Origin of the sequence: Pseudomonas sp. ArH3a (genome assembly GCF_022648765.1) — a bacterium.
Taxonomy (GTDB): Bacteria; Pseudomonadota; Gammaproteobacteria; order Pseudomonadales; family Pseudomonadaceae; genus Aquipseudomonas.
Window position 1 is genome coordinate 3449581 of record NZ_CP080330.1, and the last position, 16944, is coordinate 3466524.

The 16944-nt window shown below is 59.9% G+C and carries 11 protein-coding genes and 2 pseudogenes; 7 read left to right on the top strand and 6 right to left on the bottom strand.

All coding sequences use genetic code 11. The features are described 5' to 3' along the window. Positions 1-57: 57 nt before the first annotated feature. Both K0P33_RS15555 and K0P33_RS15560 read right to left on the bottom strand, forming a co-directional pair. Positions 58-5052 carry a glycosyltransferase gene (locus K0P33_RS15555; protein ID WP_242149303.1) on the bottom strand — a complete coding sequence of 1665 codons (4995 nt, stop codon included), beginning with the start codon at positions 5050-5052 and terminating at the stop codon, positions 58-60. Positions 5053-5210: 158 nt separating this feature from the next. Next, positions 5211-5350: pseudogene (locus tag K0P33_RS15560) on the bottom strand (LysR family transcriptional regulator); the annotation flags it as partial. Between the two features lie 203 nt (positions 5351-5553). Here K0P33_RS15560 and K0P33_RS31335 point away from each other — a divergent pair. The 5 genes from K0P33_RS31335 to K0P33_RS15590 are packed head-to-tail and all read left to right on the top strand — an operon-like array spanning position 5554 to position 10831. Next, the gene (locus K0P33_RS31335; protein WP_277933780.1) at positions 5554-7548 is read left to right on the top strand and encodes an aminotransferase class I/II-fold pyridoxal phosphate-dependent enzyme; all 1995 of its coding nucleotides are present in this window, start codon (positions 5554-5556) and stop codon (positions 7546-7548) included. Positions 7549-7572: 24 nt separating this feature from the next. Then, complete coding sequence (locus tag K0P33_RS15575; RefSeq protein ID WP_176462924.1) at positions 7573-8427, top strand: transporter substrate-binding domain-containing protein; 855 nt, start codon at positions 7573-7575, stop codon at positions 8425-8427. Continuing rightward, the gene (locus K0P33_RS15580; protein ID WP_242149305.1) at positions 8427-9131 is read left to right on the top strand and encodes an ABC transporter permease subunit; all 705 of its coding nucleotides are present in this window, start codon (positions 8427-8429) and stop codon (positions 9129-9131) included. Before K0P33_RS15575 ends, K0P33_RS15580 begins: the two co-directional genes overlap by 1 nt. A 6-nt stretch (positions 9132-9137) precedes the next feature. Next, positions 9138-9836, top strand: coding sequence for an ABC transporter permease subunit (locus tag K0P33_RS15585; RefSeq protein WP_094950552.1), 699 nt, complete (start codon positions 9138-9140; stop codon positions 9834-9836). Then, on the top strand, positions 9833-10831 hold the full coding sequence (locus K0P33_RS15590; RefSeq protein WP_242149307.1) for a DMT family transporter: 999 nt from the start codon (positions 9833-9835) through the stop codon (positions 10829-10831). Before K0P33_RS15585 ends, K0P33_RS15590 begins: the two co-directional genes overlap by 4 nt. Here the strand turns inward: K0P33_RS15590 and K0P33_RS15595 are convergent. Further along, a pseudogene (locus K0P33_RS15595) lies at positions 10787-11326 on the bottom strand (TetR family transcriptional regulator C-terminal domain-containing protein); the annotation flags it as partial. The gene K0P33_RS15590 and the pseudogene K0P33_RS15595 sit on opposite strands and share 45 nt — an antisense overlap. Before the next feature lie 103 nt (positions 11327-11429). Between K0P33_RS15595 and K0P33_RS15600 the strand changes: the two are divergent. Beyond that, on the top strand, positions 11430-12428 hold the full coding sequence (locus K0P33_RS15600; RefSeq protein WP_242149310.1) for a succinylglutamate desuccinylase/aspartoacylase family protein: 999 nt from the start codon (positions 11430-11432) through the stop codon (positions 12426-12428). Positions 12429-12493: 65 nt separating this feature from the next. On the opposite strand, the gene K0P33_RS15605 is transcribed toward K0P33_RS15600, so the two are convergent. The 3 genes from K0P33_RS15605 to K0P33_RS15615 are packed head-to-tail and all read right to left on the bottom strand — an operon-like array spanning position 12494 to position 15474. Continuing rightward, on the bottom strand, positions 12494-13747 hold the full coding sequence (locus K0P33_RS15605) for an EAL domain-containing response regulator (RefSeq protein WP_242149312.1): 1254 nt from the start codon (positions 13745-13747) through the stop codon (positions 12494-12496). Positions 13748-13756: 9 nt separating this feature from the next. Next, positions 13757-14140: a response regulator gene (locus tag K0P33_RS15610; protein ID WP_242149316.1), complete on the bottom strand. Its 384-nt coding sequence runs from the start codon at positions 14138-14140 to the stop codon at positions 13757-13759. Continuing rightward, positions 14125-15474: a PAS domain-containing sensor histidine kinase gene (locus tag K0P33_RS15615; RefSeq protein WP_242149318.1), complete on the bottom strand. Its 1350-nt coding sequence runs from the start codon at positions 15472-15474 to the stop codon at positions 14125-14127. Before K0P33_RS15615 ends, K0P33_RS15610 begins: the two co-directional genes overlap by 16 nt. Before the next feature lie 363 nt (positions 15475-15837). Between K0P33_RS15615 and K0P33_RS15620 the strand changes: the two genes are divergently transcribed. Further along, a complete protein-coding gene (locus K0P33_RS15620; RefSeq protein ID WP_094950545.1) occupies positions 15838-16911 on the top strand; it encodes an NAD(P)-dependent alcohol dehydrogenase in 1074 nt (357 codons plus the stop codon). Positions 16912-16944: the final 33 nt, after the last annotated feature.

Sequence of the window (16944 nt, forward strand, 5' to 3'; positions counted from 1 at the left end):
GCCGGGGTCTATCCACGTTGGAGGACCACGGCCGGGTGCAGGTTCAATGTACTTCTATCAGGTATCGATCCACGAGTGGTCGGAGCCTATTTTGACGTTGAACCGATGGTGAAGCGGGAAGTAATGTTCCTTCACCTTCTTTATTTTGTTATCCAGAAGGATCGGAGGCTCAATGCCATTTCTTGCGTACGCGTCAAGAACCTCTTTTTTGATGTCGACCGTCGGGCCCTTCGTCACGAGCGTGGCATCGATAACCTCGGCTTGTTTCGTCAGCCCATCAATACCTAGATCGTACATATCCGGTCTTTTCGACTTGAGCACGTCGTTAAACATAGTCGGTCCTACGGTTTCGAATATTTTTTGCTCATAATTGCGGAACTCGGGGGTGAAGTTAACCCGGCCATCTGCCCCTCGGGCAGCACTCGGTCGATTGGCCGCGAAGTAGGCTTTATTCGCAGTGAACCGTTGGTTCATCTCAGTGATCATGTTTTCAATCACGGGGTTACCCGGTCGAGTTGCAAAATTGCTGGTGTTGTAGAAGGTCTTGTAGTCGGTGAGCGAATGCACGTTCGGCGCACCGAGCAGAACATCGTTCGCACCTGCCACCAGTGGGTCGGCACTGATTTTGGCACTAATGACATCATCGGTGTCGAGATACACGCCGCCATGTTTATTCATGATCGGATAGCGGGCCACATCCGAAGCGGCGGCCAGGTTTTTCCCTTGGCCTTGCCGAAAATAGGTGTAGAGCTCGCTGTTGATGACCTGTTTGAACGCCTCATCCTCACGCAGATTCACGACGGTCAGGCCGGGAACCTTGCTCTGCAGGTTGGTCTTTATCTGCTGAAAAATAGCCGGGCTGTCGGCATCAACATGAAGAATGGATTTGAACCCCGGTGCTTGGGCAGCGTTTTGGGCCAGGGTGTCGATCCTGAGTTGAGGCATCTCCTGACCGGCCCAAAAATAGTGCAGTTGCTTGGGCAGCGGTTTTAAGTCTTTCGGGATGCTCACCACCACCGGTGCTGAAACATCAGCCAGTTTGTACGTTTTAGAATCCTGTTTCTTGGCCTTCGAAAGTTCATCAAGTGTTCCGCCTTTCCACTCGCCTTTTCCAGCTCTCCAGTAATAGATAGGCTGTACTTGATCGCTACCGTCGATGAGACGTTTTTCCATCCATGTGCCGGTAACACTGTTGAAGGTTACGTTACGATCGACGCCCTGATAGTTAAGCGAGAACGGCGCAGCTGAATTTTTCGCGATTTTAATCTCATCCATCGGCACCGCGAAAATGCCGTTGCCAACATTCCAACGTACAGGGTCGCTACCCGCGCCTCCCAGCAGCCGGGCAGACCTTGTGGCGGGCTCCCATCCGCTAGCACCCAGATCTCTAACGGGTATATCAGGCCCCGCGCCTGTCGGATGCCGGATGACGCGGCGCCCAGCCTTCAATCGAGACTCATAAAGCAGCCCATCGACCTTCACGTATTCTTTTTTGCTACGACCTACAAACACATTGCCTTGTAAGCCCTTGGTCGCTAACTCGCCCGGCGCTACGTATTTGGATTCATAACCCAGAAGGTCGGCGTCCAGTGACCTGACCTCGCCGTTGGCCGCTATCCGGCGGGGGGTGAAATTTGTCACCGGGGGGGAAATGGGTTGTTTGTTCAAGGCGTCGTATCGATGCCAGTTGCCCTGCGACATGACGACAGTATCCTCGACAGTTTCTTGCCCAACCTTGACCGTACCGGTGGCCGCCAGTCCGTGCTGCTGGCTGGCGGCCTTTACGGCGTCATAGCTGCCGATTGCGTGCAAACTATTAACGTCGTTTGAAGTGGGCAGGTCGGGGATAAAATTCGGCAGCGGGTCGCTATACATCTCCTGTGTGCGTGGATTAAAGCGAAACCACTGCTGGCTTTCCTCGTCGAATTTGGCCAGGAATTTACCGCTGTGCACGCCATTGGCCGCCTTGAGTGTGCCTTCAGCGATATCGGCTTGTTTTGCCAACTCAAGCAGATTGACACCCGAAGAGGCGGCACGCAGTTGTTTGACAGTCTTATGGGTATCACTGATCACAAAGCGCCCAGCCTTGTAAATACCCCGTGCCAGGTCATCAATACCGCCCACGGGGTTAAGTGCGCCAACGGCAGCCCGGCCGACAATCTTGAACACCTGACCGGCTTTGGAAAGCGCGGACGCACCGGCAAAGGCTACTTTCGCGCCCTTGGCGGCGGCGCCGAGGCCGACCGCGAAACCAAAGATATCGAAGGCCAGGTCGACAGCACCTTCGAGAACCTTGCCCTCTTTGAAATTTACAATGGCGGACCTGAACGGGATCAGGTTCAGCGCAATCTCTTGAACGATCTTGTAGGTCGGAACTTCCGTGTCAAAGGTTGTTGCACCCTTGGCGTATTGGCGTACCGCAGGCAGCTCCATGTCCCCGAGTATGGAATCAACGAGGTATTGGGTTCTGGCGCTGGTGAAGCTCATGGGCACACTGTGGTCACCTTGGCGTTCATCCGTTATCCCCGGCGGGTGCTGGCCTGTGGGCTTTATCGAGTCGAATCTTTTATGCTTTTCGCCCCAAACATAGGTTTCTTTCACACCAAACGTCTGGTCTGGCCGCCGGGTGACGGTACCCTTCAGCCGATCGATTGCATACATCGTGACGTTGGGAACGCCATTGATCATGCGTTGCGTGCGAACCAGCACAACGCCTTCTTCAGTCCTCAAAACGTGACTAGGGTTGTAGTATTCACGTTCTTTGCGCACGGTTATTTCGCCGAACTCCAGGTTTAGCCTGTCTTCCAGCGGCAGTTTTGAGATCAGATGTTTGATTTGTGCCGACGTGGTCTTTTTGACAGCGTCGGCGTATTTCTGAAAGTCCTCATCAAACTGTTTCAGCGGGCTGGGCAGCTCTTTGAGCTTTGGCAGCAACTCGTTGATCTTGACCTCATTGGAGGATGAGACCCATGCCGCAGGTGTGCCGTCAGGTGGAGTACTAAGACCGCCAAACGTCAGGACGTCCAACACACCACGAGCTGGGCCCCAGTCACTGTTCGAGTCGGGTGGTGCGCCCACCAGCGCCCTGCCATTGATAACCAGATCCAATAGTGAATAAGGCCCCGGAAAGTGCCGGTTGGAGGGCTTGGAGGTGATACATTTTTTTTCGAAGAGCGCTGGGTCCATGCCCGGGCATTTTTCTTTCAACAGTTTGGTCGCTATGGCGACGGTAGTCGGCATGTCGATAGCGGGCGTGGTGGCGGCCTCGCTCAGCTCACGCAGCTGCGTATTGAACGCCTTGTGCACGTCGGCCAGTGCAGTATCGGTTGTCGGATAGTCGATGCCATTGGGCGCCGCCCATTCCTTGATCGCCTGGTTCTGAGCGGCATACTCAACCTGGCGCTCTTCATCGGTGATCGGTGCAATGCTGGCGGCGAGCATGACGTTCGCATAGCTCATACCGGCGGTCGCACCGGGCGCTTTCGCTTCTATGCGCGCGACCGCCGTGGTGAAGCTGACCCAGCTGTGGGTGCCTACCCCCAGGTCTTTGGGGATGTCCTTGACCAAAAACGCGGGGGCTCGGCTGGCGAGCATGAAGTGGGCTTGTGCCCGTGCGGTTTGCGGGGAGCTGGCTATGCCGCGAGCCTCCAGATGATTCGCCAGCGCCTCGACCACCGCCGACGCGGATTTGTTGTGGTTGGCCACTGACACCAGCCGATAGCCCTCGATTTCCGTTGCGCCACCGGTGTCACCCTTGCTCCCCACGCTTAATGCCGCGAGCAGCCAGTCGCTGGCGCTGCCTTTAACCGAGCGTGCCGCGAATGAATCCTCAAGGGCGTTGCCCAGTGCAATGCCTCTGGGCGAGTTGATCAAGTGTTCGATCAATAGTCGCGGATTGTTCTGCTCCTGCGTAGAGATTGGCCTGCCGTTGAGCAGGTAATCCAGCACGTTTTTGAAGGGGCTCAACGCGATACCGCCGAGCTTACCTGTGCGTATAGCCGCTCTCAGTTGGTCCTGGCTTGCCTGATCAAGCGGTATCGGCCAGCTCAACGCGCCACCCAGGTCGCCCTGGCGGGCAGGCTTGGGGGGCGCAGCGGTCAGGGCGTTGGCCAGGTTCACCACCTGTTCATGGGTGGTAGGGATGTCCCAGCCATGATCCAACAGCAGTTGCTGCAGGCTGACTTCGTTGGGTGCGCCGGTGCCCGTTGGCCGATAGGTACCGTCGGCGGATAAATGCACGGTTTGCTGCAGTTCAGCCTGGATGTGCCCCGCCTGTTTGCTGCCATTCTCCAGGGCCGTCGCCAGGCTCTGCAAGGCTTCGCCAGCCAGGTGCCGGTTGCGAATGTCGCCCAGAAGCGCTTTCTGGTTTTGGAGGGCATCCTCACTGCGCGACTTGATCACGTCCGCAAAGCGGGTTGGGTCGAGGGGTTTAAAGTTCTGATCCTGGTGAATTTCGTCCGCACGCCTGAGCATGCCGGATAACGTCAATCTTTGTGGCTCTTGATAAAACTGCCCGATTATCTGCCACGGAACCGGTTCGCTTGGGGTATTGACCGGTGGTGCGAACGAGAGCTGCGCGCTGATGATACGAGCAGCCTGAAGGATCGGACCGCTGACGGCGGCCCACTGGCTATCGTCTTGACCGACCGTGCGCAAGGTCTCCAACGGGTCGAGAGGGCGCTCGAGGGTGAAGGAGATTTGACCTGATTTGGGATCGAGTTTTATCGATGTTGTGTCGATACCCACACTGCGAATCCACTGTTGAACGTCGGGTGATTGGAAGGCGTCATGCAAATGCTGCCACCATTGGCCGAAGGTGGAATGGGGCGGAATGTGTTCGAGGTCGTTGACTTCTTTACGCGTGCCGGCCAGGGTCAGGGCAATCTGATATTGCACTGATAACTCAGCGTCTCCTCGGGTGCGAGTGGTGACCTCGGGCTCTTGTGGTGAAGGTGCGTCACGCTTTTGCCTGGACAGCGGCGGCGAGAGGGCGGTGAGCGGGGCAAGTAAGTGGGGAGCGCGCTCGGTAATGCGATTGGACACACTGCTCATAAGGTCTGATACCTGGCGTTAGGGAATACGGTCTCGGCGTGGATAGCTACCGAAGCTTTTCCCTTACGTAGCGCCAGCGTCGGATTAATTCCCTTGCCCGACTGATTATATCGTTGCCCTGTGTTTCAGCCCTGCCAGGAGAGGCTCCGGCCTCAAGTTCAGTGTGTTTCGATTAACGGCGAACCGATGGTTTTTATCGAATCATGTCCATCAATTGACGCGGCCCTGGCGGCGACTGGCGGCGGCTGGGGTAGTACATGCATAGCGGCTGGCCGATGCAGGCCCAGTCCGCGAGCACTTCCACCAATGGCTTTGGCTTGCCACGAAAAGACCGCTGAGCAATAGGCTCAAAAGTCACCACAACGACCTATTTGGACGATAAACGACACCCACCCAAATCTATCCATTGAACGACTGTTCAGTTTGAACTATGTTGACCGCATCCACCCTTTTGCATGCAAACGGGTTCGCGCTTTTTCTTCTGGAACGAGAGGCTCTGGCATGCGGTTTTCCCCCTTCGTTGAACGAATTGCAGGGCAGGGCGTAGCCGCCTGGGACATCCACCACGCGGCGTACCAAGCAGCCAGCCAGGGCGAAGACATCATCATCCTCAGCGTCGGTGACCCGGATTTCGCCACGCCGTCGTTTATCACCGACGCCGCCGTCAGTGCGTTGCGCGGCGGCGACACCCACTACACCGAAATCCCCGGCCGCCCGACATTGCGCGATGCCGTCGCCACGCGCTACAGCAAGACCCTGTCGCGGCCAGTAGCCGCCGAAAACGTCATCATCGTGCCCGGTGCGCAGAACGCGTTGTTCATCAGTTCGCTGTGCCTGCTGCAAGCCGGTGATGAAGTGCTGGTGCTCGACCCGATGTACGTCACCTACGAAGCCACGCTCAAGGCCAGTGGTGCGACGCTTGTGCGCGTGCCGTGTTCGCCGGAGTCCGGGTTTCGCCTGGACGCCCAGTTGCTCGCCACCGCCATCACGCCGCGCACCCGGGCGATTTTTTTCTCCAACCCGAACAACCCCACTGGCGTAGTCCTCAACCCGCAAGAACTGCAAGCGATTGCCGACCTGGTCATCGCCTATGACCTGTGGGTGGTGGTGGACGAAGTTTACGAAAGCCTGGTGTTCGACGGCCACTACCACAGCCTCGCCGCATTGCCGGGCATGGCTGAGCGGTGCATCGTGATCGGCAGTTTGTCCAAATCCCACGCCATGACCGGCTGGCGAATCGGCTGGATCATTGCCGCGCCGCAGATGGTCGTGCACGCAGAAACCCTGGTGCTGAGCATGCTGTACGGCTTGCCCGGCTTCGTGATGGAAGCCGCCACAGCGGCGGTATTGGCCCATGACGAGGTGACGCTGGGCATGCGCGAAATCTACCGGCGCCGCCGTGACCTGGTCGTCGCGGGCCTTAGTGCGTGCCCGGGGATCAAGGTGCAGGCACCGCAAGCGGGCATGTTTGTGCTGGTGGACGTGCGCGGCACTGGCCTGGGCTCATTGGATTTTGCCTGGCGCTTGTTCCGCGAAGCGGGCGTGTCGGTGCTGGACGCGGCCGCCTTTGGTGAGCCGGCGCAAGGTTTTGTGCGCTTGTCCTTCACCCTCGGTGAAGAACACCTGGCGCAAGCCTGCCAACGCATTGCCGCGTTCGTCGCCAAGCTGGCCAGTGAGCCGCGTATCGCGGCGGCGCCGAAGGTCGAGGTGGTGCAACCGGCCCAAGCCAAGAAGATGATTGAAGTCATCGACCTGCATAAACGCTTTGGCAATATCGATGTGCTCAAAGGCATTTCGTTGACCGCCCACGAAGGCGAGGTGATCTCGCTGATCGGCGCCAGTGGCTCGGGCAAAAGCACCTTGCTGCGCTGCATCAACATGCTCGAAGTGCCGGACCAGGGCAGCATTCACGTCGATGGCGAAAGCATCAAGCTGAACTACGGCGCTCCCGGCGCGCCACTGGTGGCCGACGCCAAGCAACTGGTGCGCATCCGCTCGACCCTGGGCATGGTGTTCCAGAACTTCAACCTGTGGCCCCATCGCACCGTGCTTGAAAACCTCATCGAAGCGCCGACCCAAGTGCTGCGCGAAAGCCGTGCCGAGGCGATCGAGCGGGCCGAAGCCTTGCTTGACCGCGTGGGCCTGGCCGCCAAGCGCAACGAGTTCCCGGCGTTTCTCTCCGGCGGCCAGCAACAACGGGTGGCGATTGCCCGCGCGTTGGCCATGCGTCCCAAAGTCATGCTGTTCGACGAACCCACGTCAGCCCTCGACCCGGAACTGGTCGGCGAAGTGCTGCGCGTTATCCGCTCGCTGGCCGAAGAAGGCCGCACCATGATCCTGGTCACCCATGAAATGGCCTTCGCCCGGGATGTGTCCTCCAAAGTGGCTTTTCTGCACCAAGGCATGATCGAGGAAACCGGCTCGCCGGACTCGGTGTTTATCAACCCACGCAGTGAGCGTTGCCGGCAGTTCGTCAACGCGCATCAAACTCGCTAACACCAAAAAAAGACGAGGCAAATCATGAAATCCAGACGCATGGCAACGTGGTTGAGCAGTGCAGTGTTGATGGTGGCCGCAGGGTTTACCCAGGCCGCAGAGAAACCCATCGTGTTCGCAGTGGCGGCGGAACCCTATCCACCGTTTACCGTAAAGGGCGGCAATGGTCAGTGGTCCGGCTTTGAAGTGGACCTGATCCACAAGCTGTGCGAAGGCATGAAAGCTGAGTGCCAGATCAAGGAAGTCGCGTGGGACGGCATCATCCCGTCGCTGCTGGCGAAGAAGATCGACGTGATTTTTTCCTCGATGTCGGTCACCGATGAGCGTGAAAAACAGATCGCGTTCAGCCGTGCCTATTACGACTCGCTGCTCGGTGTAGCAGGCCCGAAAGGCAGTGAAGTCGAGGTTTCCCCGGCGGGGCTCAAGGGCAAGTTGATCGGCGTGCAGATCTCCACCGTCAGCGCGAATTACCTGAAAAAGTACTATGAGAACATCGCCGACCTTAAGTACTACGACACCCAGGAATCGGCCAACGCCGACCTGATTGCCGGGCGCATTGACTACATGATGGCCGACGACACCGCCATCGCCATGATGGTCAAAACCCCAGAGGCCAGCGCCTTGGCGCATATCGCCAGCGTGCCGTATGACCCGATTATCGGCCGTGGGGTCGGCGCCGGCCTGCGCAAGGAAGACACCGCGCTCAAGGCCCGCCTCGACAAGGCTATCGGTGAGTTGCTGGTGAGCAAGGCCTATGACGATTTGTCCCAGCATTACTTCGGCCTGTCGGTCAGCCCGTGCAAACGCAGCGACACCCCGGCGTTTGTCAGCAAGACCTGTGACAGCCCATATCAGCAAATCGCCCAGAAGACCGAATAATGCTGGATCTCCTCAGCTTTGGTGACCAGGGATGGGGCAACGCGCTGTTGAAAGGGTTATGGATGACCCTGCAAATCTCAGCAGGCTCCTTTGTCGTAGGGTTGCTGATTGGCTTGGTGGTGGCCTGCGCCAAGCTCAGCGCGCCGCGCCCGATTGCGTTGTTGATGCGCGGCTACACCACGGTGTTTCGCGCGGTGCCGGAACTGCTGCTGATCCTGCTGCTGTACTACGTAGGCTCCATGGGCCTTAACGCGCTGATGCTGTGGCTGGGGTTCGAGCAGGTGAATATCAGCGGCCCGTTGGTGGCGGTCCTGGTATTGGGGCTGGTGCAGGGCGCCTATGCCTCGGAGATTTTCCGTGCAGCGATCCTGGCGATTCCCCACGGCCAGATCGAAGCCGCACGGGCGTTTGGCCTCAGCGGCTTTGGCCTGTTTCGCCGGGTCACCTTGCCGATCATGGCGCCGTACGCCTTGGCGGGCATGTCCAACTTGTGGATCAACCTGATCAAGGACAGCGCCTTGATCAGCGTGGTCGGCACCAACGAACTGCTGTACACCGCCAAGCAGGCGGCGGGTTCCACACGCCAATACTTGCTGTTCTACCTCACGGCCGCCGTCTTGTACTACCTGGTGACGCTGGCTTCCAACTACCTGTCCGGGCGCCTGGAGCGACGTATTCGTCGCTGGATGCCGGTTGTCGAGTGAGTCGCCATGCCTGAGTGGATAAGTTACTACGCGGGGCTGATCGCCAAGGGGCTGCAGACCACCTTGTCGCTGCTGGCGATCTCGGCAGTGCTCGGTTTTACCCTGGCGGTGCTGGTGGCACTGGCGCGCTTGTCGCGGCGCAAGTGGCTGGCGCGGGGTGCGCTGGCCTACACCAGCGTGTTGCGGGGCACGCCGCTGTTGATCCAGATCTACATTTTCTACTACGGGTTGGGCAGCGTGTTTGCGCAGTTTCCAATGATACGTGGCAGCTTCCTCTGGCCGTTTTTGCGCGACGGTTACTGGTACATCGTGTTCGCCCTGGTGCTGTCGGTGGGTGCCTATGTGGGTGAAGTGATTCGCGGCGGCTTGCTGGCAGTGCCCAAGGGCGAGATGGAGGCGGCGTCTGCGTTTGGCATGACGCCGCGCCAGGCGTTGCTGCGGGTGCGCCTGCCACGGGCAATGCGGTTGCTGTTGCCGACCCTGGCCGGGGAGACGGTGATGTTGCTCAAGTCCACGGCACTGGCCTCGACGATTGCCGTGGTCGATCTTTTGGGCGCGGCTAACGTGGTACGGGCGCAGACCTTGCAAATCTATCAGCCGTTGCTGCTGGTGGCCGGGGTTTACCTGTGCCTGACCTTTCTCATCGAAGGCGTCTACGCCATCGCCGAACGGCGCGGCACACCGTTGCGCAGGTCGGTGGGATGAACCAGAACCGCGCATTGCAAGGGATTGCCCTGTGCTCACTGGCCTACGCGTTCCTGGCGTTGCAGGACGCGGTGATCAAGTGGCTGGTGGCCGATTATTCGGTGTTCAGCATTCTGTTCTGGCGCAGCCTGGTGGTGGTGGGTGCGTGTGTGATGGCCGGGCGCATGGGCTTGTTGCGGCGTGCGTGGACCTCGGTCAGCCGCAAGCTGCTGATCATCCGTGGCGTGCTGTCGCTGCTGGCGTGGTTGCTGTATTACACCGCCGCCAAGGACCTGACCCTGGCGGAAATGACCACGCTGTATTTCTCCGCGCCGATCATGGTCACGCTGCTCGCGGCGCTGATCCTCAAGGAGCGCGCCAGCCGGGGCCAATGGATCTCGCTGATCATCGGTTTTGTCGGCGTGGTGATCGCCTGTCGCCCCAGCCATATGGTTGATCCGTTGCCCATCGCGCTGACCCTGGCCGCCGCATTGTGTTGGGCGTTCACCTATATCCAGCTGCGCCAGGTCGACCCGACCACCTCAGTGCTGGAACAGATGCTGATCACCAATGGCGTGTTCGTCATCTGCATGGCAGTGACCTTGCCCTGGACCCATACCCCGGCGCCCACACCGGCATGGCTGGGCATGTTGGCGGCAGGTCTGGTCGGTGGTATCGGTCAATTCCTGCTGTTCGCCAGTTTCCGCCGCGCCACGGCGACCTTGCTCGCGCCGTTCGAGTACACCGGGTTGATCTGGGCCTTTGTGTTATCGAGCCTGATCTGGGGCACGTCGATGGATGTGTCGCTGATCCTCGGCGCGGTGCTGATTGCCGTCAGCGGCACCTTGGCGATGCTCAGTGCGCGCCACCCCGAATCACAAGACGTGGTCGGCGCCGAATGCGCCGTAACGCAACCCCTGTACCCAACACCGGCAGATGTGCAGGCCGTTGGCGGGGCTGAAGGTGCCGGGGTTGAGGCACCCCTCGAGCCAGAGCCCGTCAAGCATCGCCGATAGACCGATGGCGGCCAGATGGCTGTCGTGGATCACCAGGTTTTCGCTGCGGGCGAGGTCGTCCAGCAATTGCTGGATCAGCGCCAGGTAGGCGCGGTAACTGTTTTCATGCGCCTGGTTTACGTGGGGCGAGTGGCGGATCAGGCTCCAGAACACCACCCACACGCCGAGCAGGTCGGGGTCCATGACCCGTGGTGAAAAGGACGCGCTGAGAAACGCATCCAAACGTGCGGCGGCGCCTTCGGCCAGCTCGACTTGCGCCCATAGCGCGCTGGTCAGTTCATTGGCGAGTTTGTGGTAGGTCTCGGCAATGAGTGCATCGATGGTGCCGAAATGGTGGTTGAGCAAGCCTACGGAAACACCGGCTTGGGCGGCGATCTTGCGCACGGAAATCCCGGCATGCCCGTCGCGGGAAAGGCTGGTGAGGGTCGCGGCGATCAGCAAGTCCCGGCGTTCATCGGGGTCGGCACGGCGCAGTTTGGGAGGGTCGATGGTCACGGGAATGCCTTTGGTTGAAGACCAGCTTTGAAAAACAGTCTGCTCAGGTTAGTTGAACGTGTGTTCAATCTCTAGCGATTAAATGATGAGAGGAGGGCAAGGCATGGCAAAAGACCTTTCGTGGCAGGTAGCAGGCGATGCCGGTAACGTGCTGCACATCGGCGCCTGGCGTTTTGAGGGCGACGGCAGTGGGCCCACGGTCCACCTGCAAGCGGGCGTGCACGCCGATGAAATCGCCGGGATGCTGGTGCTGCACCAGTTGCTGCCGCGTTTGCAGGCTTGCCAGGAGCAGGGCCGCCTCAAAGGCAGCGTCACGCTGGTGCCACAGGCCAACCCGTTGGGTATCGGCCAGTTTCGCCAGGGCAAGTTGCTGGGGCGCTTTCATGAGGCTACCGGGCAGAATTTTAACCGTGCCTTCGATCAATCCCTGGCCATGCAGCGCCCGGCGAGCAACGTGGCGCAGTGGCAAAAAAGCCTGGTAGAACTGGCCGCCGATGCTGATCTGGTGCTGGATTTGCACACTGACGATGAGGCGCTGCCTTATCTGTATATCCATCGCAGCTTTTGGCCGGAGCAAGGGTTGGCGCTGGCGGCGGCGTTGCGGGTGGATGTGGTGATTGTCTGGGAGGACGGCGGCGATGGCTCCTTTGAAGAAACCATCCTTAACCACAGTTCGCCGCGCTTGGCGGCCACTATCGAGTTGCGTGGGCAAGCGGATGTCAGCGATGCCCTGGCGCAACAGGATGCCGATGGTTTGTGGGCGTGGCTGTGCATCAACGGGGTGATTGATGAGGTCGCGGCTATCAGCGAATGGCAAGGTGATGTGGTGGACATGGGCTGCATGGAGACCATCTTCGCGCCCTGCGCCGGGGTGCTGGTGTTTGAAATAGGCCTGGGTGATCAGGTCGAAGAAGGTCAGCGGTTTGCCCGGATCATTGGCCGCCCTGGCGATGCGGCATCAGAAGTGATTTTGCATGCGGCGCAAACTGGGCGGATGGTGACCGGGCATCGTGAGCGGTTGGTGGCGCAGGGGTCGGTGGTCGCGAAGTTCACGGGGACGCGGTTATCGGATAGTTACAGTGGCGGTGTGTTGGACCCGTAGCGGGTCAAACCGATTGTGGCAACCAGACCCGCTCGCCACAGTTGCCGGGGGCTGATCAAGGGCTCTCACTCCCTCGGCAGGCGCTCCAGTAGCAGACGCTCCAGGGTTGCTGCAGGTAACGGCCGGCTGAACAGATAACCTTGAATCTGATCGCAGCCAGCGGCCTTCAAAAACGCCAGTTGTTCCTGGGTTTCCACGCCCTCGGCCACTACGCGCAGGTCCAGGCTGTGGGCCAGTTCGATAATGGTGCGGGTGATGGCCGCGTCCTGCGGGTTGGTGGTGACTTCGCGGATAAACGCGATGTCGATCTTCAAAGTGTCGATGGGAAAGCGGCGCAAATAGGCCAGGCTTGAATAACCGGTGCCGAAATCATCAATAGCAATCTTCACCCCCATGGCCCGCAGGCGCTGCAAGCTGGTGATGGTGTGATGGGTGTTTTCCATCAGCGAGCTTTCGGTCAGTTCAACTTCCAGCCAATGCGCTTCAACCCCGGTTCCGGCGAGGATCTGCACAATATCGGCAATCAGGTCGCCCTCGATCAATTGATGCCCGGAGACGTTGACCGAGACCTCGACGGCGCCAACGAGGTTGCGTTGCCACACGGCGATCTGTTGGCAGACAGTCTCGATCACCCAGCGCCCAACCGGCACGATCAAGCCCAGGCTTTCCAGCACGGGCACGAAGACCGCAGGGGAGACCGCGCCGTAGCCTGGGCGCTCCCAGCGCAGCAGCGCTTCGAGGGCGCAGATCTGGCCGCCGAGCAGCTCGACCTTGGGTTGGTAATGCACAGTGAACTGATGAGTTTGAACCGCCTCACGCAGGGCGTTTTCAAGGTCCTGGCGCGCCAGGTCGTGCACGCTCATGCCTGCCGGTTCCGGCGTTTGCCGTTGCAGTTGTTGCTCAAGCATCAGGTTATGGATCTTCAACTGATCGCCACGCGCTTTGAGCCGCAGCAGGTTGCGCACCCGCAGCCACAATTCGACACGCTCCACCGGTTTGCTGAGGAACTCCTCGGCGCCGCTTTCCAGCCCGCTGACGCGTGCGCTCGACTCACTGAGCGCCGACAGCATGATGATCGGAATACTCGCCGTGGTTTCGTTGCCCTTCAAGTGACTGGCCACCTCGTAGCCGTCCATGCCCGGCATCATGATGTCCAGCAGGATCAGGTCCGGCGGCTGTTGCGCCACCAACTGCAAGGCTTCCTCACCGCTGGCGGCACTCAGGGTCTGGTAGCCCTCGTGTTGCAGCAGGGTTTCCAACAGCTTGCGAACCTGGGGTTCGTCATCAACGATCAATAGCGTTGCGGGTTGGCTGGCCATGGAGAGGACTCATGTAAGAGGGCTGATGTGTTGTTGCAGCAGGCTGTCGATGATCTGGTAAAGCTCTTTGTAGCGCAGCGGCTTGATGATGTAGGCGTCGCACCCGGCCAACCGGGTTTTTTCGCGGTCTCCCTTCATGGCCATGGCGGTCAGGGCGATCACCGGAATGTGCGCGGTGTCGGGGTCTTGCTTGAGCAATTGGGTGGCGGCGAGGCCGTCCATTCCGGGCAGCTGGATATCCATCAGGATCAGCGCCGGCTGTTTTTCCCGCGCCAGGGTCAGGCCGGTCTCGGCATCCGCCGCCCACAACACCGTGTGACCGACATTGACCAGCAATAACCGCGCCAGGCGCATATTCGCCTGGTTGTCTTCGACGATCAGGATTTCGGCCATGTGGCCTCCGGCGCACGATGCAAGGGCAGCCACACCACAAAGCGGGTGCCCACGCCTTCGCGGCTGGCGACGGCGACGCTGCCGCCATGCAGGTCGGTGAGTTGCTTGACCATCGCCAGCCCGAGGCCCGTGCCTTCGAATTTGCGCGCCAGGCTGCTGTCGATCTGGCTGAACGCCTTGAACAGCTTGCTCATGTCGTTTTCGGCGATACCGATGCCGGTGTCGCTGACGCTCAATTCCAGAAAGCGCTCGTGGCTGCTGGGTTGCAGGGCGAAGCCGTGGGTCGGCCAATCGCCGGGAATCTGCCCAACCTGAGCGTGGCTGACCTCGCGTACCGCCAGGGTCACCGAGGCGCCGTGTTCGCTGAACTTCACCGCATTGGCCAGCAGGTTGTAGATGATCTGCTTAGTCTTGCGCAGGTCCAGTTCCAGGGTGCCGAAATCGCCCTCACATTCGAGCTTCAACTGGATGCGTTGCAGCGCGGCTTTCTCGCGCACGATCAATAAGCTGTTGGCCAGCAAGCCGGCGAGTTCAACCGCCTCCAGCTCCAGGTCCATCATCCCGGCCTCGACCTTGGACAGGTCGAGAATGTCGTTGATCAGCGACAACAGATGCTGGCCGCTGGTGAAGATGTCGCCGATGTACTCGCGCTGCACCTCGCTCATGTCGCCGACCAAGCCGTCCTTCAAGGCCTCGGAAAAACCGATCACCGCATTCAGTGGCGTGCGCAGCTCGTGGGACATGGTGGCGAGGAACTCGGACTTCATGTGGTTGGCGTGTTCCAGCTCCAGGTTCTTTTCTTCCAGCGCACGTTCGAAGCCTTTGCGTTCGGCTTCTTCCTGTTTGCGCGCAGTGTTGTCGGTGCCGATCAACAGGTAGCCGATGATCGTGTCGTGGCGATTGCGCAAGGCCGTCACCGAGACCATCGCCGACAGGCGGCTGCCGTCCTTGCGGATGTAGGTCAGCTCGTAAATGTCTTCGATGCCGCGTGAGGCTTTGAATACCAGGGCTTCAAAGCCTGGGTTGATGGGCGTGTCCAGCTCCAGGCTGAGAGCGGCGGCGCGGGTGATCAGCTCGGCGGGGTCGGAAATGTCAGCAGGGGTGACGCGGTTCAGCACGTCTTCGGCGGCGTAGCCGAGCATGCGCTCGGCGCCGACATTGAAGATTTGGATCACGCCTTTTTCGTCGGTGGCGATACTGGAAAAATAGGCGCTGTTGAAGATTGCGTCCTGCAGGGCGCCGGTCTTGAGCAGGGTTTTCTGGCGTTTGAACTCGACGATCTTTTCGGCCCGCGATTGCGGTTCCAGCGGTCGGTCGGTGGGGCTTTTATCCATCGCGGTGGCGTTCCGGGAACTTCAGGCCCGCCATCATCGAATGGTGATGGCGCAGAGCATGCTCACAGAAGATCGCGCCAAGGCGACGAGCAGGAGATGAGGTCTTTGGACAATAGCAGATGCTGCGCTCAGCGCCGTACGAATGCACTCATACGTTCCGCTATCGTCATGCTCAGAGCGCCACGCTACGGATGATCCGGGTACTGTCATCGGGGTCGGTAACGCTGTGGAACCCCAAGGAATGGGCCAGGCACCCAATGCCCGGTCAATTGCACAGGGCAATCGCGGGATTGTTGATCATGATCAACGTGCACGGCCCCATCACGGCGCAGTCTGGTATTCCCTGGAGCAGGAGATCACCCCATGGCTACCATGAGAGCCGCTGTTTTCGTTGAAAAAAACCGCATCGTTCTAGACGACAAACCGATTCCCGAAGTTGGTCCGCTGGACGCATTGGTACGTATCACCACCACGACTATTTGCGGCACCGACGTGCATATCCTGCGCGGCGAGTACCCGGTGGCCAAAGGGCTGACTATCGGCCATGAGCCGGTGGGCGTGATTGAACGCCTGGGCTCCCAGGTACGCGGTTTTGTCGAGGGCCAGCGGGTGATCGCCGGCGCCATCACCCCCAGCGGGCAAAGCTATGCCTGCCTGTGCGGCTGCGGCTCCCAAGACGGCCCCGACACACGCCATGGCTTTCGCGCCGCCGGCGGCTGGAAATTCGGCAATACCCTCGACGGCTGCCAGGCCGAATACGTGCTGGTTCCTGATGCGCTGGCCAACCTGTGCCCGATTCCCGATGGCCTGAGCGACGAACAGGTGCTGATGTGCCCGGACATTATGTCCACCGGTTTTTCCGGCGCCGAGCGCGGCGAGGTGAGCATTGGCGATACGGTGGCAGTCTTCGCCCTGGGGCCTATCGGCCTGTGCGCGGTGGCGGGCGCGCGGCTCAAGGGCGCGTCGATGATCATTGGCGTCGACGGCGTCACTGAACGCATGGGCGTGGCCCGAGGCCTGGGGGCCACCCATATCATCGACTTCAAGAAAGGCGATGTGGTCGAGCAGATCATGGCCTTGACGGACGGCCGTGGGGTGGATGTGGCCATCGAGGCCCTGGGCACCCAAGGCACGTTCGAGTCGGCATTGCGGGTGCTGCGTCCGGGCGGGCGCGTGTCCAGCCTGGGGGTGTACTCCAGTGACTTGCGTATTCCCTATGATGCGTTTGGGGCGGGGCTGGGGGATTACAGCATCGTGTCGACCCTGTGCCCCGGCGGCAAGGAACGCATGCGCCGGTTGATGGCCGTGGTGGCCAGCGGCGGGGTGGATCTGTCGCCGCTGGTGACGCACCGTTTCAAACTTGACGATATTGAGGCCGCCTATGAGCTGTTCGCCCACCAGCGCGACGGCGTCATGAAAGTCGCGATTACCCCCTGAAGACCTGCGCATAGGCGGCTAACGCTCGGGCAA